The following is a 22,673-nucleotide window of genomic DNA, read 5'->3' on the forward strand; positions in this document are numbered from 1 at the left end:
AAAGTCTTTAATGCGCGCTTGAGACCAGCACAGCGCCATATCGGTAAGAAGCGGCTTAAAGACAAAGCCACTTAAAAGATTAATAACCAAAGACGGCATAAATAAAATGGAATAGAGTGCCTGATAATCACGGGTTAAATACATGTCTATTGCATATTTGGGAGCGTTAGTAATATATACAAGAAAGAATGAGCCTATACAAAGTGGCAAACACGTCCAAAACAGCTTAATTATGGCCGCAGGCTTAAATGACGGACGAAGCGACACAAACCGTTGAGCAAAAGGAACATTGCAAAAGAAAAATGCAAACGCAGACAAAATAAAAGCTACGATACATGAGGAGCATAGATCTTTAGTGATAAACGCCGCAAGACAAAAACCAAGCATACACGCAATAATACGTGCGAAAAACGCGCGACCGGCAATGTCAAGTCTGCCTCGCTGCTGAAACATACCATGAAATACATCTTCAAACGCATCAAAGAGCTTAAGCAATGCTATCAACATAATGCTTAGTGCAACTGGTGTAATTCCATTGGTATAAAGTGTATATCCAACAATTACCAAACACATAACAAGACAGCTTACGTAACGTGCGCCAAGGTATGTTGCAAACGAAAATCGTTCTTGAGAATCAGTTGCCTGGTAGGAGCGAATTTCAAAATGACCAATAACTTGAAACTGTTGGGACAAGGCAAACGCAATCGCAAAAATACCCGCAGCTTCAAGGCCTAAAATGCGTGTGGTCATAAGCAACAAAATAGCGCTGGAAAGTGCATTTGCTGCACTTCCCAGCGTGTTCCATATATAATTTTTGCGCAGTTGCGCCTTACTTTGAGCTATTTCCACGCGTTATTCCTTAATGTCTTTATACGGTCCAAAATCCAAACGAGACGGATAATGATTTTTTCGATCATTTTCGGGTGGTAATTGCATATAATCGCCAAATCCACGCCTAAGCATAACATCATAGGCCTTAGGAAGATTAACCGTAATAGTTTCAAAGGGAGCACGGATAGCCGGATAGGCCTCCGCACGCGTTACCGCCCATGCATGAGGATCTCTGTCCATAAAATCAACGTAGGTTTCACCTGGTTCATGTTCTGCCAGACGAGCATAATGCTCCCAACGTGCATGAATCCAGCTTGGCGAAACATGAAAAATTTTCATTGCCCAATGAGCCAGATAGCATGCAACCAACACTAAACCTTTAAGCGGCTGAGAAAGCTGAACATGAGGTGCGGGCGTAGCGCGCAAAAAAGCGAGACGTGCAAAAAACCATGTCATACGTCTTTGACGCGCTAATGTACGCGGATCATTCGAGGGTTTATCCATTGCAAACAGTCCAATGCCAATAGGATATTGAAAAGGACAATGTGCAAATTCCTCTGGAACGCAAAACGTATTCTTGAGTGAAAAATTAGCATTGCAAGCAGGGAAAAACGGATCTGTTCTTCCACTGACAAGCTCATAGGCTTCTCCCATTTCTTGTGGAGCCTCGCGCATAAAGCGTTCGTAGTCTTCTCTAAAAAGGGCAATATCAACATCGTCATCCCAAGGAACAAAACCTTTATGGCGAACCGTACCAATTGCGGTACCACCATACACATAATAATCAATGTTCAGCTTTTGACAGATCCTGTCAAATTCACCCAAAATCATCGTTGAAATGAGCTGAAGTTGTCTTAATTCATGAGGTTCATATTGTTTATACGACATCATACTTCCACTTCTGTAAAAACCTGTAATAGTTATGTATGTACATAAGTTTTTTTGTTCATTTTATACTTTCAATTGTTATTATACTAGGTAAGTTTCTACAAAGCATAAAAGCAACCAAAGGAATACTGTGTATACATCTAACGACCATTGTTTTGTAATTTGCGCTTATAAAGATAGCCCCTATCTAGAAGATTGCATGCGCTCACTTAAAAGCCAAAGTGTAATAAGTCGTGTGCTTTTAGTTACCTCTACGCCATCGAGCACTATAGAACATCTTTGTTCACAATATGACATACCCTTTTATATTAATACCACCGATTCTCATGGCATAGGTGGCGACTGGAATTTTGCGTTATCACGTGCAACCACACAGCTTGTAACAATTGCACACCAAGACGACGTATATAAACCCCGTTATGTAGAAGAAATGCTTGCGCATATAAATGCCGTCACAGATCCACTGCTGTATTTTTCGGGATATGCAGAGCTGCGTGGAACTACAGAAGTTTGTGACAATCGTCTGTTAGGGATTAAACGCCTTATGCTTATCCCGCTTCAATCGCATGCTTTAGCTCACCTCAAACTCATAAAGCGCTTAATTTTAGCTTTTGGCAACCCTATTTGTTGTCCTGCTGTCACCTATGTTATGCATAAATTTACACGTCCTCTTTTTGAAACAAGCTATGGATCCAATCTTGACTGGCAAACGTGGGAATTTTTAAGTAGAAAACAAGGCACGTTTGTATATAATCCAAAGCCACTTATGTGTCATCGAATCCATGAAGGATCGGAAACATCTCGTTTAATTGAAAATAATAAACGCGAGCAAGAAGATTTAAGCATGCTTAAACGTTTTTGGCCAACCTGCATTGCACGCGCTATAAACAAACTGTATGCACGCGGACAACAAAGTAACAAAAACTCGTAGTGCTATATTGTTATATATGTCATGCATATTAATTTCTAGAATCTACAACCTAAATCTGCAGTCGTAAGAATGTAAGATGAGAATCAAAAACTCTTGTTTCAATTGGAGGTTTGTACATGCCAGTTGCATCTATCGTAATCCCATGTTATAACGCAAGTCTCTATGTTTCTCAAACCATTGACTCGGCGTGCAAACAAACAGAACAAGACCTCGAAATTATCTGTGTTGATGACGGCTCTACCGATGATACGCTGTCTATTTTACACAAAAAAGCGGAACTAGACACCCGTATTAAAGTCTTCACACAACAAAATGCAGGCGAAGGTCCTGCACGCGAATATGGTCGAACGCAGGCTCACGGTCGCTGGCTTTATTTTCTTGACAGCGATGATCTTATGGAACCTACTCTCATTGAAAAAGTGGTCGCTCAAGGTGAGGCTACACGCGCCGATATGGTTATTTTTAAAACGCGTGAACTTGATAATCGAACAGGAGAGCTACGCTCGTTTTACTGGTCGTTTGTTACCGATTGGCTCCAAGCGCCTAAGGGAGTGAGCGAGTTGGTTGGAAAAACCGGCGTTGATCGTATTGTATTAGATGGGATGAGTGGCGTATTTTCGCCACGCGAGCATCCAGAGCGTATCTTTAATTCCTTTCAAAATTGGGTCCGTAACAAATTATTCAGAAAAAGTTTTGTTGACGCACGACATCTTGTGTTTCAGCCTGTACATAGAACTGCGGACCTTCTCTTTGTTTGCAGAGCGCTTGCCGAGGCGGATCGCATTGCGCTTCTTGACGAAGAACTTCACCAATATCGTGTTAATAACACCGCAAGCGCGCTGTTTACCAGCGATTCGTATCCCTTAGATTTTTATGAAGCATTTTGCGAGCTTAAAGATTCATTAGAACAGCAAGGCACATGGACACTCTATAGAGATTCGTTTGTAAACTGGGTACAAGAAGGCGTTGCAATGAATCTTCAGCGTGCGCGTTCGTACGAAGGTTTTATGCAAATTGTTCATACCATGCGTGACGAAAATGGACTCGCGCGTTTAGGATTTTTGCAAAGCAGTAGAAGCACCGCAATAAATCCCGACCGCTGGGATAGATGTTATGCCATTTTGCATTCATCCACCGAGGAGCTTTTATTCCTCTACTTTTCGCTGGAGCGTGCCGAAGTTATGCGCGCACAAACGCAAAACTCGCAACAACGCTTGGATATAAAACATGCCTATGAAACATGCCGCCCTATGCGTATTGGAAAAGCAGTGGCACGCGTTATCGATCGCCCTGGTATAAGCAATGCAGTACGAGTTCTTCATATAAAGAAACTATTTGGATTATAGTCCGTATGAGTCTTAAAAATACAGCAAAACACAAGGTAGTGCGCACACGTTTCTAAAACGAAACTTTACTATCTCTTAAGAAAGGATGTATTTTATCTTTTTCGGACAAAATAAGCTCTGATGGATCAAACGCTGTATCGCCTGATAAAGCAGGCCACTCAATTGCAATATCAGGGTCATTCCACATAATGCCACCCTCGTCACCTGGGTGATAGATGTCGTCACACTTGTAACAAAATTCGGCCTCATCGCTCAAAACCAAAAAACCATGGGCAAATCCTTGAGGTATAAAAAATTGCGTATGATTGTCTTCAGAAAGAATAACGCCTTCCCATTGGCCATAGGTAGCAGAGTCTTTTCTTAAATCGACCGCTACATCAAAGACGCGGCCTTTTACCACGCGCACAAGCTTTGATTGCGGATGATGAATTTGAAAATGGAGGCCTCGCAAAACACCACGGCAAGATTTTGAGTGATTGTCCTGAACAAACTTGGTGGTAATACCTGCTTGTATAAAGTCGGGTTCTTTATATGTTTCCATAAAGAAGCCACGCTCATCACCGAATGCCTTTGTGTTAATAATGAAAAGCCCATCAATTTTAGTGCGATGAAAGACAAAATTTCCTTGTTCAATGCATGGTGATTCCATAGTAACTCCTTGAGATAACCTTATGTATGAGCACTGAGGCATTTACCTCTGGTGCGCTCACGAAACTCCTTTATTGTAACCCATAGAAAATGTGGTAGACATGCTTGCCGTTTCTTCATAAATTCATAATAGATGAGCATACACGGCAAATTACACGTGCGCAAATAGTGTATACTCATGCATGTAAAAACACTTATGAGGAGTTTTATGTCAAAAATATTAGCAGTTGTTCCTGCTTACAATGAAGCCGCCTGTATAGAGCGAACTATTCGGGAATTAACGGCCAGTTGTCCTCAAATAGATTATCTCGTTGTAAACGATGGCTCAAAAGATGCAACCGCACTTATCTGTGAACAGAACAAGTTTAATTACTTGTCTCTCCCCATTAACTGCGGGCTTACTGCAGGTTTTCAAACGGGCATGAAATATGCGTATCGGCATAACTATGATGCTGTTGTTCAATTTGATGCAGATGGACAACATATGCCCGACTATATCATGAGTATGTACGAATGCATGTGCGTTCAAGATGCCGACATTGTCATTGGTTCGCGTACCGGAGTTGATAAACCCACGGGCGCGCGCGGACTTGGATCGCGCCTTATTTCGGCACTTATTCATCTCATAGCTCACATATCAATTCAGGATCCAACATCGGGGATGCGTATGTACAACAAAAAGCTTATACGCACCTACGCGCAAGCTTTTGACTTAGCGCCAGAGCCTGACGCATTGGCATATTTTGCGCGACACGGTTATACCATTAAGGAAGTGCCCGTAAAAATGCGCGAACGACAAGGCGGGCAAAGCTACTTTGATATTGGTCATATCATTTCATACATGAGTCGTACCTGCATGTCTATCGTTTTATTTCAGTGGTTTAGATAACCTAAAACTTAAGCAAAAATATGCATGAAGTGGTACATACACTTATTGTATAAGGGAGAACTATATGTCAATTATCTTACGTATATTGTTGATCATAGGTGCTGTAGGACTTATGGCTGTTGTTTTACGAAGCATTAAAAAGTCACGCATACAGATAGAAGACTCACTTTTTTGGGTATCGTTCGTGGGAATTGTAGTTATTATAGCTTTGGTACCTGCTGTAATGATCTTTTTTGCACGCATATTAGGTTTTGTTTCTACCAGTAATTTTGTCTTTTTATGTGTAGTGGGTATCTTGCTTATCAAGGTCTTTACCTCATCTGTCGAAATTTCTCGCCTTAAATTTAGACTTAATCAGCTCGCGCAAGAAATGGCACTTGCGCAAAAGAAAACACGCGAAGACAACGAAAAGAAACTCCCCTTTGAAGAAATTGTTGAGCCATTTAAGAACACACGCATTTAACACGTAGTACCAATTTAAACATATCAAATTATCGCAAGCGTCAAACTGTTGGCAAGATCTATTACAAGGAATGAACCGATGACATCACTTCTTATTGCATATCTCTACGGACTTTTACTTCTCGTTATACCTGGGTACACACTCGGTACAACTCTGCCTATTTCAAAAGTATGGAGACTGATCTTTGCTCCTCTTTTAAGCGCAGCGCTCATATCTATAATTGGTGAAGTAGCCTATCGCTTAGGGATAACGCTTACCACATCCCGTTTAGTGACACTTGCGCTTCTCTGTTCTTGTATGATTCTTGTCATATATACAGCCTATCTCGTGCACACCAGTGGCGAGTCGCTTAAAACGGTAGCTAAAGAAGTTATACAGCAAATATGTGCCCGCAATCCAAAGGACGCAGGCAGCACTCCAAAGACGTACTCAACACTTGCTCCTATTGACTGGCGTATCGCATTATTTGCGGTAGCGTTTGCGATGTTTGTTGGCTGGTTTTGCTACGCACTGCCTCTAGGAAACCCCAACAAGATTGTTTTACAATGGGATGCAATTTGGCACGTCACCTCACCACACACTATGATTAAAACGGGGATTTTTTCCTCGTTTAATACCAGCATGTATTTACCCTCAGAAGCAACATTTGCACCTTATGACATTAGTTCTCGATCTTTGTATCCCTCTATTTGGCATATCTTAGCGGCGTGTATATCTCAAGGCGCCAATACGTCAATCCCTGTAGCTATGCACGCACTTAATCTATTGTGCACCACCTTCATTTTTCCTCTGGGTATTTTGGGATTTATGAAATGTATCATCCCAAATCGACGCTATATAGATCTCGCAACTGCTACTATATCGCCATTCTTCTTCTCATTTGTGTGGTTTTCTTTTATTTATGGGCCAATTGTACCCTTTGACTTTGCACAGTGCATGCTCCCCGCCTTGTGCTGTAGTTGGTTTTACTTGGTAAAAGACTGGAAAGCAGCTCCAAAAGTTCTCTTGATTTTATTGTTTATATTGTCATCTTATACGATGGCTTTCACACATACATCAGGAATTTTTACAGCTGCACTTATCTTATGGCCTTGGAATGCTTGGTACATATATAACTTGAACCCTCAAAGCATACTGGTACACGGAAAATCAATCTCCCCAAAAATGCTCTCTATAGTATTTGCACTTGTATGTCTTGCCATATGGGTACTTTTGTTTTTAGTCATAGTGCAATATGGTTACCTAAACGGATATTATTGGCCTGCTGGAAAGACTATCTATCAAACATTACGCGATGCGCTATTCCTTAATTTTGCAAATGGATGTATATACATCATTCCACAGCCACTATTACCAGTGCTCGTAGCAATCGGCTTATACACGGCTGTAAAACGGACAAAAACCTCGTTTTTGCTTTTCCCATTTTTTTATTTTGCACTCACAACCGTGTATATACAGCTATTTGATTCATACGTAAAGACGCTTCTATCAGGTTTTTGGTATACCGATGCTGCACGAACCTCCTCTTGTACGTGCTTAATTGCAATAATGCTAGCTGCTCAAGGACTTGATACCATTATTGATAAGGTATACATATTTGTGCACACCTCCAAACTTACACAAAAAATCAGCCGAGTTAAAAATCTTCAGCTGTATTGCACAGTGGCTGTCCTTGCACTCTCGATTCTTTGCGTATTTTTTGTTCATAATCCAAGTCCAAATTATCACAAAACCGAGCCGTTCCAATATCAAGAGACAGTTAAACAATATCTCGCTGAAAACAATGAACTAAGCAGTAATGAAATTGCATTTATGCTCAAGGTTCGCGACATTATTGGAACGAACGTGACAATACTCAATAATCCTTACGACGGCTCTAATCTCGGATATGCTCTTGCTGATTTAAAAGTAGTCTATCGGCATCCGTTAACTTACTATCATCATGAAGAAAAAAGAACGGCGTATTTGCGAACAAATATAGTTAACTGGCCGAAAAGCGCTGAAGTAAGGAAAGCACTTAAAGAAACAGGAATTCGCTACGTTCTCAAGCTTGAACAACCTGGAAAAGTTTCTTTTGCTAATCACGTGTACACGCCTCAACAATTTGCTGGGATTAATTCTATAAAGGATACAACACCCGGCTTTAAGTGTATACTTGCTGCAGAGGCAATGCGTTTATATGAGATAGACGATTCCACGCCAATTACCCAATAACTCAAGACATGGCACCTTGTCTTGAGTTATATCTAGCATGGGTAACACGAATGAGTATATTCTCATACAATCTAAAACCATAATGAACCAAAATACTGCTCTCGTGCTTTATTCAAAGTACGAGAGCAGTATACATACGTATTTAATAAACCGGCGACTTAGCGATTATCATACATCTTTTTGTAGTAGCTTTGATACGCACCTGAGCAGACATGCTCGGTCCATGCCTGATGCGATAAATACCAATCAATGGTTTTAATAATGCCGTCTTCATACGCTGTTTCTGGATACCAGCCAAGCTCATCTTTAATTTTGGTAGGCTCAATACCATAACGCCTGTCGTGACCTTTTCTATCTCCAACGTAGCGGATTAAATCTTCTGTGATTGCGTGATCGCCTGTAACGTTACGGACATGCTCAACAATGGTTTTTACAATGTAGATATTTGAGCGCTCATTATGACCGCCAACGTTATAGGCATTGCCCAACCGTCCGCGTTGTAACACCATATCAATTGCCTTGCAATGATCATCTACATACAGCCAATCGCGCACATTAAGACCATCTCCATAGACCGGCAATTCTTTATGGTGAAGCGCATTATGAATCATAAGCGGAATCAATTTTTCTGGAAACTGATACGGTCCGTAATTATTTGAACAGCGCGTCACAAGTGCGGGAAACTTATACGTATCCCAATAAGCGCGCGTGAGCATGTCAGCAGATGCTTTTGAAGCAGAATACGGGCTGTGTCCACACAGAGGCGTATCCTCGTGAAAATAGGTGGTATGTGCAGGATCTTTAGGGCTCCCGTTTGGATTTACCTCATCTGGAATTGCAAGCGCACCATAAACTTCGTCAGTTGAAACTTGTAAAAAGCGATGATCACCAAAACTTCCTTTATCATCAAGCCAAAGCTTCTTACAACAGTTCAGAAGGGTAACACAGCCTAAAACATTTGTTTCGACAAAGATTTGAGGAGTCTCGATAGAGCGGTCTACGTGGGACTCAGCTGCAAAATTTACCACATAGTTGGGCTTATACGTACGCAGTACGCGTGAAACCTCACAAGCATTACGAATGTCTACACGTTCAAAGGCATACCGTGGATCATCTTCTATGGAACGTAAGTTTTCAAGATTTCCTGCATAGGTAAGGCAGTCCATGTTAACGATGCGGATATCGGTATAATTACGCAACATATAAAGGATAAAATTAGAGCCAATAAAGCCTGCACCGCCGGTAACCAGATATGTTTTCATGATTGTTCCTTTCACGTTTGCGAGGTTGTATGCAAGAACATGCTGACAATAGTTAGTGCGCGTTCAAAGAGCTCTGTACATATTCGATATGTTCAAAATAGCTTGCCAGCGCATCTGACCAAGGGCGCATTTCGTTGCCTATGGTTTGTGCAAGATGCGCGTTCTCTAAGCTTGAATAATGGGGACGCTGCGCTGCTTGAGGGTTCATGCGCTTATACTCTTGAGAGGTACATGCAACAACCTTACACGCAAGCTGCGCATGTTTCATAATAGCTGAGGCAAAATCGAACCATGAACAAGTTCCTTCATTAGTCACATGATAAATTCCATAGGACTGAGTTTGAGCAATACGCAAAATCTCGTATGCCAAATCATTTGCAGAAGTTGGGTTTCCCATCTGATCACACACAACAGAAATCTGGTCATGGGTTTTACCAAGCCCAATCATGGTTTGTACAAAATTCTTGCCGACATATCCATAAAGCCAAGCAGTTCTAACAACAAATGATTTTGGATTTTGCGCCAAAACTAAAGCTTCGCCAGCAAGCTTAGTACGACCGTATGCACTTATTGGACATGGATAATCATCTTCGGTGCGAGGACGTGCCTCGGTTCCGCTAAAAACATAATCGGTAGAAACTTGAACGAGTTTTGCACCTTGTTCTGCACATATTCGCGCAAGATTGAGAGGTCCTTGTGCATTAGCACTAAAGGCAGCTGCCTCGTGTTGCTCACATCCGTCGACGTTGGTCATAGCTGCACCGTTAATAACCAAATCATAAGGATCTCTGTCAGCAATATAGGCACGCACAGCTTCGTAATCAGAAATGTCTAGATCTTCAAGATCTGCGTAATCAATATGAGCGTGCGCATATTCAGAAGGAATTGGTCCTATTTCGGCTTGTGAGGTGCTCAAAAGGCGTCGCAATTCACAGCCAAGCTGGCCATGAGAACCTGTAATAAGAATATGAAGTGGTTTCATTACTCAAAATCCTTTTCACTCGGTATGATTTTACCTTCGGCAACAGCTTTAAGATGCCGACCATAATCGCTTTTTCCGTAACGATCAGCGCAGGATACCAGCTGTTCTTGGGTGATCCATCCATTTTCGTATGCAATTTCTTCGGGAACGCTCACAGGTAGATCCTGAGCCTGTTCAACGGTACGTACAAATTGCGATGCCTCAAATAACGATTCCATGGTACCCGTATCAAGCCAAGCAAAACCACGACCCAAAGTAACAACGTCTAAGCTACCATCATCTAGGTACATACGATTGAGATCGGTGATTTCATACTCACCACGCGCGGATGGCGTGACTTTTGACGCAAATTCAACGACGCGATTATCATAAAAATAAAGCCCTGTAACTGCGTAATTGCTCTTAGGCACCAAAGGCTTTTCTTCAATAGACACCGCGTTAAAATGATTATCAAATTCAACCACCCCAAAACGCTCGGGATCGTCAACTCGATAACCAAATACCGTTGCACGACCTTGTTGCGCGCGTGCCGAGGCTTTGCGCATACGAAGCGCCAGGCCGTTACCATAAAAAATATTATCGCCGAGCACTAATGCACATGCATCTGTTCCAACAAAGTCCTTGCCTATAACAAAAGCTTGGGCAAGTCCATCTGGACTTGGCTGAACAGCATACGAAAGAGAAATACCAAAATCCTCTCCTGTACCTAACAGGCGTTTGAAATTAGGTAAATCATGAGGCGTTGAGATAATCATAATATCTCGAATACCTGCAAGCATAAGGGTTGACAACGGGTAATACACCATTGGTTTATCATATACAGGCAAAAGCTGTTTGCTGGTAACGGTGGTAAGCGGATAAAGTCTTGTACCCGAACCACCTGCTAAAATGATACCTTTCACATGAACCCCTTACAGAAGTGTTCTTTAAGTTATCTCAACGTATTAAGTCTAACATGAACATGCGCGAACGTGGAAATCACAACAGTTGCAACATAGATACCATTGACGTCAACAAGAATTTTGCGCAGATACGTATAGAGATGAGCATGGTAATACTATTGAATCGATCGCTTTCCCTAAAAAATTATGTTTAAGTGGGGTATATTTTTAATAAAAGATACCTTACCACACAACACAGCATGCTCATACATGCAATAAAAGGAGTATTTGTGGCTGTCGATATTGATAAAGAGGCGCTCAGGCGCGAGGTAGCGCAAACCTTAGGCCATGGGCGTGCACACGAACAACAGATAAAATCACCTCAACTCTTTGAACTTACCGAACATGCCCATGTAAAGCATATTATTGGCGTTATATCGGGCAAAGGCGGCGTTGGTAAGTCCCTCATCTGTGGAGCATCTGCAATTGAGCTCAAACGTCTGGGCTTTAACGTTGGCATATTGGATGCAGATATTACAGGACCGTCTATCCCTAAGATGTTTGGACTTTCTGGACAACATGCCTATGGAAAAGACGACAAGATCATTCCTGCGCGCTCGTCCCAAGACATAAAAATCATGAGCACCAATTTGGTTGTTGAACACGAAACCGATCCTGTCCTATGGCGTGGACCTATGCTTATGGGCGCACTCAAGCAGTTTTTTGAGGATACTCTTTGGGGCAACCTTGATTATCTGCTTATTGATATGCCTCCTGGAACGGGCGATGTTGCCATAACGGTTTTTCAGTCGATGCCTATAGACGGTGTAATTATTGTGTCCTCGCCGCAAGATTTGGTGCAAATGGTTGTTGGAAAAGCTCTTAAAATGGCAAAGATGATGCAAGTTGACATTTTGGGCATTGTTGAAAACATGTCTTTTATAAAATGCCCTGATTGCGACAAAACGATCTACCCCTATGGCGAGTCGCATTTGTTAGAAACGTCACAACATTTTAATGTTTGCGCACTTGATCAGGTAGAAATCATGCCCTACATAGCTCAGAGCTGTGATACGGGATTACTGGAGACTACCTTACAAACAGGCCTTATACCAAAAACCCTTAAGGTGTTAACTGATCTTGAAGCACAACAAAACTAAGTGCATAGCTACTATTGCTCCTATTGGCCAATGCTGAGCTGTATAAAACACAACTTTCAGTCTGCAAACATGTGAGCTGCTGTGATTTTAGGATACTACGCATGAAACATACCACTTGGAAAAAACCTTCACGACGCGCGCGGACGGCGCAACTTATCCAACAGGCTTATGAAGTCACGGCTCCTCGTAGCGCAGATGTTGTAATCGTAGGAGGAGGTGCCGCTGGTTTAGCGTGTGCCATTACTTTGGCTGAACATGGTATTTCCCCTTGCATTATCGAACAAAATCTAGAACTGGGAACTTCCATTCTTCCTACTGGTAATGGAGCGTGTAATTTCTCAACAACAAGTCTTAATCCCTTAGGTTATAACGATCCACATTTTGTTGAACAAACCTTTGGATCTGGCGCACTTCAAGATATTTATGCGTTCTTTAAACGATGCGGCCTCTTATGGTGTTCAAAACAAGACCGACTCTATCCTCACTCATTGCAAGCTTCGTCGGTAACTTCAGTATTACTGAATACTCTAGAATCCTATAAACACACTCATATATGCGGACGTACGGTTACTCGTATTGACCAACAAGATACAGGTTTTAAAATTAGCTATGAGAACTTATGGGATTTGCAAACAATGCAGCGTACAACTCACGATCGTATACGCAAAACAATTGTTGCACAAAACGTTGTTATCGCGTGTGGCGGAAAAAACAATCTGCCAATCCTTCCATCTCAACTATCAACAACTAACTTTACTCCCCTCTTATGTCCTTTACTTTGCGCTGATGATCCACTTTTCATGTTGAATGGATTACGCGCGCAAGCAAAATTATCTCTTGAACGCACAGATAAGGTAATTTGGCAAGAAGCAGGTGAGGTACTCATACGTGACTATGGCATATCGGGTATTGTAAGTTTTAATGCATCACGATTTGCACGTCCACAAGATCATATAGTTGTTAACTTTTTGCCTGAATATACAACTTCACAGGCTTATGAGCTCATCTACAACACGCTCTTATCCTACAAAGAACGCGCGTGTAACGTACACAATTCTGTAGACGTAGCACAAAAGATGTATACTGAACGCGACCTAGCTTGCGCGCTTAGTGGCATCTTTACGCCCGAACTTGCTCAGTTTTTTGCCAAAACAAGCTTTATCAACCTCAATCAAAATCCTCAAAAGTCTACCGATCTAAACATATATGCAGAATCTTTATGCTCACTTATACAAAACTATAAACTTAGGTTTATTTCAACTACTCAGACTACGTCAGCACAGGTACATAGAGGTGGTATTTCTAGTACTGACATAAATCCTCATACATTGGAAGCTCATCATATCCCTGGCTTATACGTTATAGGAGAAGCACTTGACATAGACGGCATGTGTGGTGGGTATAATCTCTCGTGGGCATGGAAGTCTGGCATGAGTGCTGCTCGAAGCATATGCGCGTCATACAAAACTCTGAAGGAACAATAAACATGATTGATATATCTTCACTTACCTGCAGTTTACAAACATACAAACACTGGCATGCCGATGAAAAACGCTGGATTATTCAACAACTTTGCGGCATGTTTGGCATTTCTGATCATGAAATAGACAACTGCCTCATTATCCGAAAATCACTTGACGCGCGTCATAAGAGTGCGCTTACCATGCTGTATCATGTTCGTATTGCTCTCAAACAAGGAGCAGCTTATGAGCAGCAACTCATTGATACCTACAACAAAAATCAAACTCACGCAAAGCGTACGGCACACAGCACCTGCTCTCATAACAAAGGCGCTCGTAAAGGTCTCCATCATAAAGTATCTTATGCACGCGTATCGTATTGCGAAGCAAAACCCTCCCCACAATTTCCAGCTTCGTGCGGTCTTGCCCTCACCTATCCAATTGTTGTGGTGGGAGCCGGATGCGCCGGTCTCTTTGCCGCGCTGTATCTTGCACACGCAGGCTTAAAGCCGCTGCTCATCGAACGCGGAGAATCGGCTTCTGCACGCATGCATTCAATACAAGAGTTTATAGATCATAAGACGCTTAATACCAACAGCAATATTCAGTTTGGCATAGGCGGTGCAGGAACGTTTTCAGATGGCAAGCTAGGAACTGGTACAAAAAGCCCGTTGCATAAGCTTATCCTAGAAACGTTTGTTCGTATGGGCGCACCTGAGCACATACTATGGGATGCAAAACCTCATATTGGCTCTGATATTTTGCCACGTATCGTTACCAATATGGTAAAAGAAATAGAAGAGCTCGGTGGCGAAGTTCGCTTTTCTACCTTGATGACACGTTTGGAGCTTAAGAACAAACAAGTCACAGGTATATGGCTCAGTTCAACAGCCCACGATACCCTTCGTAGTGAAGAACACATTGCAACACATCATGTGATTCTTGCCACGGGACATTCCGCACGTGACACCTATACCATGTTGCACCGCGCAGGCATATATATGGAAAAAAAGACGTTTGCTATGGGAGTGAGAATTGAACATCTGCAAACGGCAATAAATTCCGCACAGTATGGCTCAAATCCTGCTACAAAAATTTTAGGAGCAGCAGATTATAAAATAGCTTGTCATCTTAAGTCCAGAAGCGCGTTTAGCTTTTGCATGTGCCCAGGTGGTTATGTAGTTGCTGCAACAAGCGAGAAACACGCAGTGGTAACAAATGGTATGAGCCTTTCAACACGCGCAGGAACTAACGCAAATGCAGGCTTTCTTGCCAATGTATTCCCCGAAGATTTAGACAGCGCGGATGTTCTTGCAGGATTAAAATTACAAGAGGAGTGCGAACAAAAAGCATATGCTATTGCAGGCGAAACGTATCAAGCGCCTGCACAATTGGTAGGCGACTTTTTGCAGCATCGAGCGTCCACGGGCGCCAGAAGCGTTACTCCCACATATCCGCTTGGCGTAACATGGACCGATATAACACTGTGTTTGCCAAACTATATTACACAAACCCTGCGCGAGGCACTGCCAGAACTTGACAAAAAATTGCACGGATTTAACTGTAAAGACGCTGTTTTAACAGGAGTTGAAACGCGTTCAAGTTCACCGCTTAGGCTTACACGGAGTGAAACGCTTGAATCTCTTTCAACACAAGGACTCATGCCTTGCGGAGAAGGAGCTGGATATGCAGGAGGAATCATGAGTGCAGCAACTGATGGCTTACGCGTCGCACAAGCACTCATTCAACTGCTCACTTCTTCAACATGTGATAATTGAATGCCTGTTGGCTTGAGGCCTTTACAGTATTTGAGTATGCAAGAATTTACATGTTTAGTTATTTAAGTCATTAAGGATTTGCGTAAGATGTGCAAGTTCAACGCGCGCGCCTTTACCGGTCAAAAACGGTATTCCGTTAATCACAGGCACATCATGGTATTGAGATGATTTAACAAGAGAAACATAAGCTGCGGCATCTTTAAGCTCGCAAGATAAATCATTAATTGGAACACACTGGATTTCAACATCAAATGAATGTTTATTGCAAAATTGCATAAGTTTGGCTGCAACAATCTGCGAAGAAGCAACACCAGTTCCACACGCAACAACAATTTTTGGTTTCATAAACAGCCTCCTTATGCCTTCTAGACAGATAAGCAGATAGAATACCATATATTCTATCTGCTCTGCAAAATGTTTATAGCTGAAAAAACTAGATGAACCACCTTACCATGTTACAAGATTAGTTTTTGATGAGTTCCAATGAACGTTACAAATAAACGTAAAGAGTTCATCTAATTTGTGAGCTTTAAGCAAATCAACAATCTTCTGATGGTCTTCGTTAGCAGAACGAACAACCTCAAGCATTCTTTCGGAATGATTGCTCACGTGTTCACGACGAATAAAATAACGTTTTTGCTGTTGAAGAAGGCTTATTAAACGTTCATTGCCGCAACGTGATACAAAATACTCATGAAACTTGCGCTGCAGCTGATCGTACTGCGAAAGAAGACCCCCACGAATTGCAAGATCCATCGAATCGATTAAAAATTGCAACTGCTGATAATCACTATCCGTTAAATGCTGAGCCGCAAGACAAGCAGCCTGGCCTTCAAGCGGTCCTATAATTTGGAAAATCTCAACAGCAGCCTGTTCATCAAATCCATGAACGCGAAAACCTTTGCGCAGCTCGTTGTCTAAATACCCATCGTCAGACAACTTGATAAGCGCTTCACGTACAGGCGTGCGCGAGACACCCATAGCATCACAGATCATTTGCTCACTTACGCGATCACCAGCGGTAATCTTTCCATCATTGATTAATGCGATAATATACTCGTATACATGATCATTAAGCGGTCTGTATTGATCCATGTTTCCTCCGTACTTTCTAACTTACTCTCATCGTGTTCAGTGAAATGCGTTCGTGTAGCTTTAAGCTTATGGATTTTAATACTTACTACCCAAATAAAATCATATTTACACGGTAATGAGACCGACTTGTATATAGTGCATAAGAATCTTACACACCAAAGGGAACTTAGTATATATCAAATAGAGTGAATCATAATTTTATCATATTAATAACCTAAAAATTATAAACACGACGACCACAAGCACGAGCGTTTAAGCAGACAAAAAAATGATAATGTGTGAGTGGTTCTTAGAAGATATACAAGGTGTCCAAAGCAATTTTGCTGCAATTATACATATTACTCAAGACTTGTTATACAAAGAACGTATACAACGCACAAAAACTTATTTCTTAAACCTACTACGCGCACGACCAAAGCTACTTTTTGAGCGAGCGCTTACTTTGAGACGGGCAAGTATATCGTCAGCAGACAAACCTTCTAAAACGCTTTGGAGCTCAACAATTTGGTCGCGCAACTTTGCTGCACGTTCAAAATCCATAGAAGCCGATGCTGCAAGCATTTCGACTTGCAGTGCACCCATAATCTTAGCAACATCTTCTTTTGGCATGCCCTCAAGCGACGAACAAAGCTGAGTTGCAGAATTTTCGCTTGGGCCCTTTGAAGGTTGATGTGTTTCGTTACTGTCAGAAAGCGTACCTGAAGCAGTATAGAAAACGCCGTCTTTACGCTGTTTGGAATCGAGTGTTTCATGTGCTGCTTGAATAAAACTTGTAACGTCCAACATCGATTTTTTGATGGTTTGCGGAACAATATGGTGCTGAGTGTTGTAACGCATTTGCAACGTGCGCCTGCGTTTTGTTTCGTCTACGGCAATTTGCATAGAATCAGTCATGCGATCTGCATACATAATAACTGAACCTGCTGCATTTCGAGCTGCACGCCCCATAGTTTGAATGAGCGAGCGCTTGTTACGAAGAAACCCCTCTTTATCTGCATCAAGAATAGCTACAAGTGAGACTTCGGGAATATCAAGACCTTCGCGCAAAAGATTAATGCCCACTAAAACATCCAACGTGCCTGTGCGCAAAGCGCGAATAATATCAATACGATCAAGCGTGGCAGTGTCAGAGTGCATGTAGTTTACCTTAAAGCCCTCGTCAAGCAAATGCTCGGTAAGGTCTTCTGCCATATGTTTGGTAAGCGTTGTAACAAGCACACGTTCATGCTTTGCCACACGCGTACGAATTTCATCAGCCAAATCGTCAATTTGACCACGGGTAGGACGAATTTCAACACGAGGATCTAGTAAACCTGTAGGGCGAATAACTTGCTCAACAACGTTTTGACTTACACTCAGCTCGTAATCGCCCGGTGTTGCCGATACAAACACAAATTGCGGTATACGTTGCTCAAATTCATCATAACGCAAAGGACGATTATCAAGGGCACAAGGGAGCCTAAAACCGTGGTCAACAAGAGTAATTTTGCGCGATCGGTCACCTTCGTACATGCCTCTAATTTGGGGAATACTTACATGTGACTCATCAATAATGCACAGCATATCCTCTGGAAAATAATCTATAAGCGTATAAGGAGCCTCGCCGGGCTTGCGACCATCCAAGTGACGCGAATAATTTTCGATACCCGAACAAAAGCCCATCGTTTCGAGCATTTCCAAATCGTAACTGCACCTTTGCTGCAAACGCTGGGCTTCAAGAAGCATGTTGTGTGCTTTTAGCTCTTTCACGCGTGCTTCAAGCTCATCTCTAATCGTAAGAATTGCATGATTTATTTTAGGCCGCGCGCTTACATAATGCGTAGCTGGCCAAATGGGAAGCGCATCATACTGCGAAAGGGTATCTCCAGTCACTTCGTCAAATTCGGCAATCATCTCTATCTCATCGCCAAAAAACGAAACGCGAATGGGGTGCTCACCATAAGGAGTAAACACATCAACGCAATCGCCACGTACACGAAACGTTCCACGGATTAAATCAACATCGTTTCGATCGTATTGGATATCAATAAGGCTTCGTATAAAATCATCACGTTCAAGCGGCGTATTTTTGTCGATAGTAGGAGCAAGACCTGCATAATCTTGCGGACTTCCTATACCGTAAATGCACGATACCGACGCAACTACAATTACATCACGGCGCGAAAGCAAACTTGAAGTTGTTTGATGTCGTAATTTTTCGACTTCCTCGTTGATGGAAGAATCTTTTTCTATATAGGTATCAGTCTGCGGAATATACGCTTCGGGTTGATAGTAATCGTAGTACGAAACAAAATAGACAACCGCATTATGAGGGAAAAGCGTTTTCATTTCGCTTGCAACTTGCGCGGCAAGCGTTTTATTTGGCTCAATAATAAGTGTTGTTTTTTGCGTTTGCTCAATAAGGTTTGCCATGGTAAATGTTTTACCCGAACCCGTTACACCAAGAAGCGTTTGATAACGCAGCTTGTCCTGCATGACGCCTTTGGTAAGGGCGTTAATTGCGCGAGGTTGGTCTCCTTTTGGTGCAAAATCAGCAACAACTTTAAAGGGTTGCTGCTGTTTTGAATGTCCAAATCGAACAAGTTCCGCGCCAAAATGATTGTAAGCACTCATCATGCATCCTTTAAGAATCAATACCGTCGGGATAAAGATGCTTGTAAATTTCATAGGTCTGATTAACATTAGCCAGATAAATGCTGGTTTCGGCATAGGTTATATTTTTATGAATGGGATCATCACTGCCGTGCTTCCATTCTTGAACTTTGCCTGGGCCTGCATTATAAGCCGCAACAACTTCATCTCGACTTGAAAGTTGAGACTGCAAATACGCAAGATACGCCACCCCGTACTCAATATTATTCCGAGGATTAAAAAGATCTTGGTAGGGGTACGTTTTTGAAGAAATTAAACCTTTGTTTGCCATATGCTGAGCAGTGTCAGGCAAAATCTGCATAAGTCCAACTGCGCCTGCCTGAGATTTGGCGTCTTTATTCCAATTAGACTCACACTTGATAACCGCACACACAAGATAGGGATCAACACCATATTTTTGGGAAGCCTGCTTAATAATTTTTGCATATGGAACTGGATAGAACGTTTTTGCAATCTGTTTATCTTGGCTTAGATGAACAAAAAGAACAACAGCCGATATACCTATTACAAAAATGAGTGGTATTACTCTAAACCAGCGAAAAAACCGAGGCTTACCCATATTTACAATCCTTTACCGATCATCCGTTGCATACGGCTCAGATACCACGCTTTAACGTGCTGTTGAAGCATTGATATCGAACCTGCATTTAATATAAGTGTATCGCTCTTACGGCAAAGCAGTGAATTTCCCACTTGTGCACGCATACGCGCACACATCTGTTCTCTCGAGAGCCCGCGAACTTGTGCATAGCGCAAACGAGCCTTCATGGGTGCAATAAGAGCTAGTATTTCATCTGCTAAATAGCTCACTTCCGAAACTTTATTAATAAGCGGAACCTCAACTACAATCATGCTCTGATGCGATAAAGACTTTGAGCGTGCGCAAAGCTCTTGTATGCGCAACTTAAGTGCACAAAAAACAAAAGGATGTGTAATACGTTCAAGTTCTGCCAGTGCATGAGGATTACCAAATACCTTATGTGCAAGCGCTTGGCGGTCAATGGCGCCCCGATACAGGATTTCTACTCCAAAAGATGTTACAAGCTGTTGGCGGCATAGTGTATCTGAGTCCAAAATTTCGTGATACAACTCATCCAAATCAATACGCACAGCACCAAGTGTTTCAAGATAGTGCCCCACAAGCGACTTACCCGATGCGATTCCTCCGGTAAGAAATACGATATAAGGTGTTGACAAAGCGCTTTTCACCTTTACGATTTGCTCTCAAACGTGTGATTACACTTAGGGCAGGTTACGCGAATGATTCCCTTTCCACGAGGTACACGCATATGCTGATGACATTGGGCACAACTGAGGTGCTTGTAATCTTTTACTTCTTTCACAAAAAGAAGCGGTTGCGAAATACACAGACGAAAAGCTCCTAATTTACTTACCACAGCATAAGATTCCTTGCGACGTGCAGAAATGTTATAAGACATGCATCTAAACACGATATAAACCACAAGAAATCTAATCAACCATGAGAGTAAAAGCTGGTGAAACAAAAGGGTATTAAGTACGAACAAAATAACGGCGATCTCAAGCAAAAACAGGGAAAGCTCATCCAATCCGTTGCGCCCTTGCAAAAAGTCACCAATTTGTTGGCTCAATGATTCTGTATTACGTGAAGAACGATTGAGATTTTGCATGCGTGCCATATTCCTACCTCATATATTGCAAGACCGCACAACCTTAAAGAGGTATGCAAAGCCTGTGCACAAAACTTTACAACTGTTAATACATCTGTATTGTACAACATTTTGGATGCTATTTTTACATCGTTTCCGCAAGATAAGCGTATACTTAAATCTGTGTAGTAACACGTACATAAACATTTTAGATTAAGGAGCAAAGTATGCCTTTAGTACATGTAGAGCTTATCGAAGGAAGATCTGACGAAGCAAAGAAAAAGATGGCTCAAGAAATTATTGAGACCATACACACCTATGCTGACGCGCCCAAAGAGCATATTCATGTGATTTTTAACGATATGAAACGCTCAAATTACTTCCATGAAGAAGGATCAAACAAGTAAAACCAATCAGCTGTAACCATCAGCTACATCAGTATGTAATTTGTGAGCACGCGCAGAACAAGTGCGGCATGTATGAGACACGTGCGGTTTGCCTACATAGCTTCGACGTAAGAAAAACTCCCGAGTGCGCATTCGTTTAACTCAATATGAGTTGCGAGGCTCCTCGGGAGTTTTTGTATGTATTTTGATATGCATTTCACCACGTATGTCAAATATTCAGTTAAAGACAGACGTCTAGAGACGCAAATCAGCTACCCTACTAATTTTTGTACGTCCAAAGCAATCATAAGTTCTTCGTTGGTAGGAACAACAAGCACACGAATCTTTGAATCTGGTGCAGAAATATCGCGGACTTCCCCACTTCTCACGGCATTTTTCTCAGCGTCAATTTTAACTCCAAGCCATTCAAGGCGTTTGGCAACGCCCGCACGAACAGTTGCAGAATTTTCACCAATACCTGCAGAAAATGCCATAGCGTCAAAACCCTGCATAGCTTGCGCCATCTCTGCAATAAGAGCAGCGCAACGATAGTAATACATGTTGAGCGTAAGTTGGCAATCTTTATTTCCTTCTTGCGCACCTTGTTCAATATCACGAGAATCAGATGAAACAGATGACAGAGCCTTTAAGCCAGACTGCTTATTCATCATGGTATCAATCTCATCGATAGTATAATGACCCTCACGCACAAGATAAAAGACAACAGCTGGATCAAGCGTTCCACAACGAGTGCCCATAATAAGTCCGTCAAGTGGTGTTAAGCCCATGGTTGTATCAATGGATTTTCCATCCTTGATTGCACAAAGCGACGCGCCCGATCCTAAGTGACAACTTACAAGTTTATGAATAGCGCCATCGGTAAATTCGTGAGCAGCTTTCCAAATAAAACGATGCGAAGTACCATGTGCACCATATTTTCTAATATGTAATTTTTGGGCAACGTCACGAGGTAAAGCGTAGCGAGAGGCTTCCTCAGGCATATGAAAATGAAACGAAGTATCACACACAATTACATTGGGAATAGAAGGAAACATAGTGCGGCAGATATCAATTACATCGGCTTCAACAGGATTGTGAAGTGGTGCGAGTGGCGCAACTTCACGAACCCAACGCATATTTTCATCGGTTACAATTTGCGACTCGGGAATGTACCAACCA

The 22,673-nt window shown here is 42.1% G+C and carries 22 protein-coding genes; 9 read left to right on the top strand and 13 right to left on the bottom strand.

All coding sequences use genetic code 11. From position 1 onward, the window contains the following. Together AC5GD6_RS04875 and AC5GD6_RS04880 are read right to left on the bottom strand one after the other, a co-directional pair. A partial coding sequence (locus tag AC5GD6_RS04875; protein WP_491846363.1) for a polysaccharide biosynthesis protein occupies positions 1 to 849 on the bottom strand: 849 nt, incomplete at its 3' end. A gap of 3 nt (positions 850 to 852) precedes the next feature. After that, positions 853 to 1,719, bottom strand: a complete 867-nt coding sequence (locus tag AC5GD6_RS04880) for a LicD family protein (RefSeq protein ID WP_464361139.1) — start codon at positions 1,717 to 1,719, stop codon at positions 853 to 855. Between the two features lie 130 nt (positions 1,720 to 1,849). Between AC5GD6_RS04880 and AC5GD6_RS04885 the strand changes: the two genes are divergently transcribed. Both AC5GD6_RS04885 and AC5GD6_RS04890 read left to right on the top strand, forming a co-directional pair. Beyond that, on the top strand, positions 1,850 to 2,650 hold the full coding sequence (locus AC5GD6_RS04885; RefSeq protein WP_491846364.1) for a glycosyltransferase family 2 protein: 801 nt from the start codon (positions 1,850 to 1,852) through the stop codon (positions 2,648 to 2,650). A gap of 116 nt (positions 2,651 to 2,766) precedes the next feature. Further along, a complete protein-coding gene (locus AC5GD6_RS04890) occupies positions 2,767 to 3,996 on the top strand; it encodes a glycosyltransferase family 2 protein (protein ID WP_311439193.1) in 1,230 nt (409 codons plus the stop codon). Between the two features lie 52 nt (positions 3,997 to 4,048). Here the strand turns inward: AC5GD6_RS04890 and rfbC are convergent, their stop codons facing one another. Continuing rightward, positions 4,049 to 4,645, bottom strand: coding sequence for a dTDP-4-dehydrorhamnose 3,5-epimerase (gene rfbC, locus AC5GD6_RS04895; RefSeq protein ID WP_061102530.1), 597 nt, complete (start codon positions 4,643 to 4,645; stop codon positions 4,049 to 4,051). A gap of 207 nt (positions 4,646 to 4,852) precedes the next feature. On the opposite strand from rfbC, the gene AC5GD6_RS04900 reads away from it, so the two are divergent. The 3 genes from AC5GD6_RS04900 (at position 4,853) to AC5GD6_RS04910 (ending at position 8,210) form a co-directional block, all read left to right on the top strand. Continuing rightward, complete coding sequence (locus tag AC5GD6_RS04900) at positions 4,853 to 5,533, top strand: glycosyltransferase family 2 protein (RefSeq protein WP_061102531.1); 681 nt, start codon at positions 4,853 to 4,855, stop codon at positions 5,531 to 5,533. Positions 5,534 to 5,597: 64 nt separating this feature from the next. After that, positions 5,598 to 5,996 carry a DUF2304 domain-containing protein gene (locus tag AC5GD6_RS04905; RefSeq protein WP_006302960.1) on the top strand — a complete coding sequence of 133 codons (399 nt, stop codon included), beginning with the start codon at positions 5,598 to 5,600 and terminating at the stop codon, positions 5,994 to 5,996. A 78-nt stretch (positions 5,997 to 6,074) separates the two neighbouring features. Continuing rightward, on the top strand, positions 6,075 to 8,210 hold the full coding sequence (locus tag AC5GD6_RS04910; RefSeq protein ID WP_491846365.1) for a DUF6541 family protein: 2,136 nt from the start codon (positions 6,075 to 6,077) through the stop codon (positions 8,208 to 8,210). A gap of 158 nt (positions 8,211 to 8,368) precedes the next feature. Here AC5GD6_RS04910 and rfbB read toward each other — a convergent pair whose 3' ends face one another. From rfbB to rfbA, 3 genes are read right to left on the bottom strand one after another with little or no spacing between them, the layout of a single operon-like run. Continuing rightward, complete coding sequence (gene rfbB, locus AC5GD6_RS04915; RefSeq protein WP_303870415.1) at positions 8,369 to 9,472, bottom strand: dTDP-glucose 4,6-dehydratase; 1,104 nt, start codon at positions 9,470 to 9,472, stop codon at positions 8,369 to 8,371. A 52-nt stretch (positions 9,473 to 9,524) separates the two neighbouring features. After that, positions 9,525 to 10,454 carry a dTDP-4-dehydrorhamnose reductase gene (gene rfbD / locus AC5GD6_RS04920; RefSeq protein ID WP_487317638.1) on the bottom strand — a complete coding sequence of 310 codons (930 nt, stop codon included), beginning with the start codon at positions 10,452 to 10,454 and terminating at the stop codon, positions 9,525 to 9,527. Then, the gene (rfbA, locus tag AC5GD6_RS04925) at positions 10,454 to 11,356 is read right to left on the bottom strand and encodes a glucose-1-phosphate thymidylyltransferase RfbA (protein WP_303870419.1); all 903 of its coding nucleotides are present in this window, start codon (positions 11,354 to 11,356) and stop codon (positions 10,454 to 10,456) included. The genes rfbD and rfbA overlap by 1 nt, the downstream gene beginning before the upstream one ends. Positions 11,357 to 11,625: 269 nt before the next feature. Between rfbA and AC5GD6_RS04930 the strand changes: the two genes are divergently transcribed. From AC5GD6_RS04930 to AC5GD6_RS04940, 3 genes are all read left to right on the top strand, one after another. Continuing rightward, the gene (locus AC5GD6_RS04930; RefSeq protein WP_303870422.1) at positions 11,626 to 12,495 is read left to right on the top strand and encodes an Mrp/NBP35 family ATP-binding protein; all 870 of its coding nucleotides are present in this window, start codon (positions 11,626 to 11,628) and stop codon (positions 12,493 to 12,495) included. A gap of 101 nt (positions 12,496 to 12,596) precedes the next feature. Next, positions 12,597 to 13,979 (top strand): aminoacetone oxidase family FAD-binding enzyme, encoded by a 1,383-nt coding sequence (locus AC5GD6_RS04935; protein ID WP_491846366.1) that lies wholly within the window; start codon positions 12,597 to 12,599, stop codon positions 13,977 to 13,979. 2 nt (positions 13,980 to 13,981) lie between these two features. Next, the gene (locus AC5GD6_RS04940) at positions 13,982 to 15,733 is read left to right on the top strand and encodes an NAD(P)/FAD-dependent oxidoreductase (RefSeq protein WP_491846367.1); all 1,752 of its coding nucleotides are present in this window, start codon (positions 13,982 to 13,984) and stop codon (positions 15,731 to 15,733) included. Between the two features lie 54 nt (positions 15,734 to 15,787). Here AC5GD6_RS04940 and AC5GD6_RS04945 read toward each other — a convergent pair whose 3' ends face one another. From AC5GD6_RS04945 to AC5GD6_RS04970, 6 genes are all read right to left on the bottom strand, one after another. Then, positions 15,788 to 16,078: a PTS sugar transporter subunit IIB gene (locus AC5GD6_RS04945; protein ID WP_061102539.1), complete on the bottom strand. Its 291-nt coding sequence runs from the start codon at positions 16,076 to 16,078 to the stop codon at positions 15,788 to 15,790. A gap of 102 nt (positions 16,079 to 16,180) precedes the next feature. After that, on the bottom strand, positions 16,181 to 16,828 hold the full coding sequence (locus AC5GD6_RS04950) for a GntR family transcriptional regulator (protein WP_276790303.1): 648 nt from the start codon (positions 16,826 to 16,828) through the stop codon (positions 16,181 to 16,183). Positions 16,829 to 17,212: 384 nt separating this feature from the next. Next, positions 17,213 to 19,441, bottom strand: a complete 2,229-nt coding sequence (gene uvrB, locus AC5GD6_RS04955; protein WP_491846368.1) for an excinuclease ABC subunit UvrB — start codon at positions 19,439 to 19,441, stop codon at positions 17,213 to 17,215. Between the two features lie 10 nt (positions 19,442 to 19,451). Continuing rightward, positions 19,452 to 20,039, bottom strand: coding sequence for a lytic transglycosylase domain-containing protein (locus tag AC5GD6_RS04960; RefSeq protein ID WP_048596981.1), 588 nt, complete (start codon positions 20,037 to 20,039; stop codon positions 19,452 to 19,454). A 2-nt stretch (positions 20,040 to 20,041) separates the two neighbouring features. Next, a complete protein-coding gene (gene coaE / locus AC5GD6_RS04965) occupies positions 20,042 to 20,677 on the bottom strand; it encodes a dephospho-CoA kinase (RefSeq protein ID WP_311439337.1) in 636 nt (211 codons plus the stop codon). 14 nt (positions 20,678 to 20,691) lie between these two features. Continuing rightward, entirely contained in the window at positions 20,692 to 21,138 is a 447-nt protein-coding gene (locus tag AC5GD6_RS04970) for a hypothetical protein (protein ID WP_311439338.1), read from the bottom strand. Between the two features lie 197 nt (positions 21,139 to 21,335). On the opposite strand from AC5GD6_RS04970, the gene thmT reads away from it, so the two are divergent. Then, entirely contained in the window at positions 21,336 to 21,515 is a 180-nt protein-coding gene (thmT, locus tag AC5GD6_RS04975) for a 2-hydroxymuconate tautomerase (RefSeq protein WP_303870439.1), read from the top strand. A 251-nt stretch (positions 21,516 to 21,766) separates the two neighbouring features. Here the strand turns inward: thmT and AC5GD6_RS04980 are convergent. Next, positions 21,767 to 22,673 (bottom strand): acetate/propionate family kinase (locus AC5GD6_RS04980; protein WP_491846369.1); only part of this gene is annotated, 907 nt, incomplete at its 5' end.

The sequence above is a fragment of the Fannyhessea sp. genome (assembly GCF_986145555.1).

Coding starts and splice junctions, on each gene's coding strand:
- AC5GD6_RS04880 (WP_464361139.1), bottom strand. CDS start 1,719: ATGTCGTATAAACAATATGAACCTCATGAATTAAGACAACTTCAGCTC.
- AC5GD6_RS04890 (WP_311439193.1), top strand. CDS start 2,767: ATGCCAGTTGCATCTATCGTAATCCCATGTTATAACGCAAGTCTCTAT.
- rfbC (WP_061102530.1), bottom strand. CDS start 4,645: ATGGAATCACCATGCATTGAACAAGGAAATTTTGTCTTTCATCGCACT.
- AC5GD6_RS04900 (WP_061102531.1), top strand. CDS start 4,853: ATGTCAAAAATATTAGCAGTTGTTCCTGCTTACAATGAAGCCGCCTGT.
- AC5GD6_RS04905 (WP_006302960.1), top strand. CDS start 5,598: ATGTCAATTATCTTACGTATATTGTTGATCATAGGTGCTGTAGGACTT.
- AC5GD6_RS04910 (WP_491846365.1), top strand. CDS start 6,075: ATGACATCACTTCTTATTGCATATCTCTACGGACTTTTACTTCTCGTT.
- rfbB (WP_303870415.1), bottom strand. CDS start 9,472: ATGAAAACATATCTGGTTACCGGCGGTGCAGGCTTTATTGGCTCTAAT.
- rfbD (WP_487317638.1), bottom strand. CDS start 10,454: ATGAAACCACTTCATATTCTTATTACAGGTTCTCATGGCCAGCTTGGC.
- AC5GD6_RS04935 (WP_491846366.1), top strand. CDS start 12,597: ATGAAACATACCACTTGGAAAAAACCTTCACGACGCGCGCGGACGGCG.
- AC5GD6_RS04940 (WP_491846367.1), top strand. CDS start 13,982: ATGATTGATATATCTTCACTTACCTGCAGTTTACAAACATACAAACAC.
- AC5GD6_RS04945 (WP_061102539.1), bottom strand. CDS start 16,078: ATGAAACCAAAAATTGTTGTTGCGTGTGGAACTGGTGTTGCTTCTTCG.
- AC5GD6_RS04950 (WP_276790303.1), bottom strand. CDS start 16,828: ATGGATCAATACAGACCGCTTAATGATCATGTATACGAGTATATTATC.
- uvrB (WP_491846368.1), bottom strand. CDS start 19,441: ATGAGTGCTTACAATCATTTTGGCGCGGAACTTGTTCGATTTGGACAT.
- AC5GD6_RS04960 (WP_048596981.1), bottom strand. CDS start 20,039: ATGGGTAAGCCTCGGTTTTTTCGCTGGTTTAGAGTAATACCACTCATT.
- AC5GD6_RS04970 (WP_311439338.1), bottom strand. CDS start 21,138: ATGGCACGCATGCAAAATCTCAATCGTTCTTCACGTAATACAGAATCA.
- thmT (WP_303870439.1), top strand. CDS start 21,336: ATGCCTTTAGTACATGTAGAGCTTATCGAAGGAAGATCTGACGAAGCA.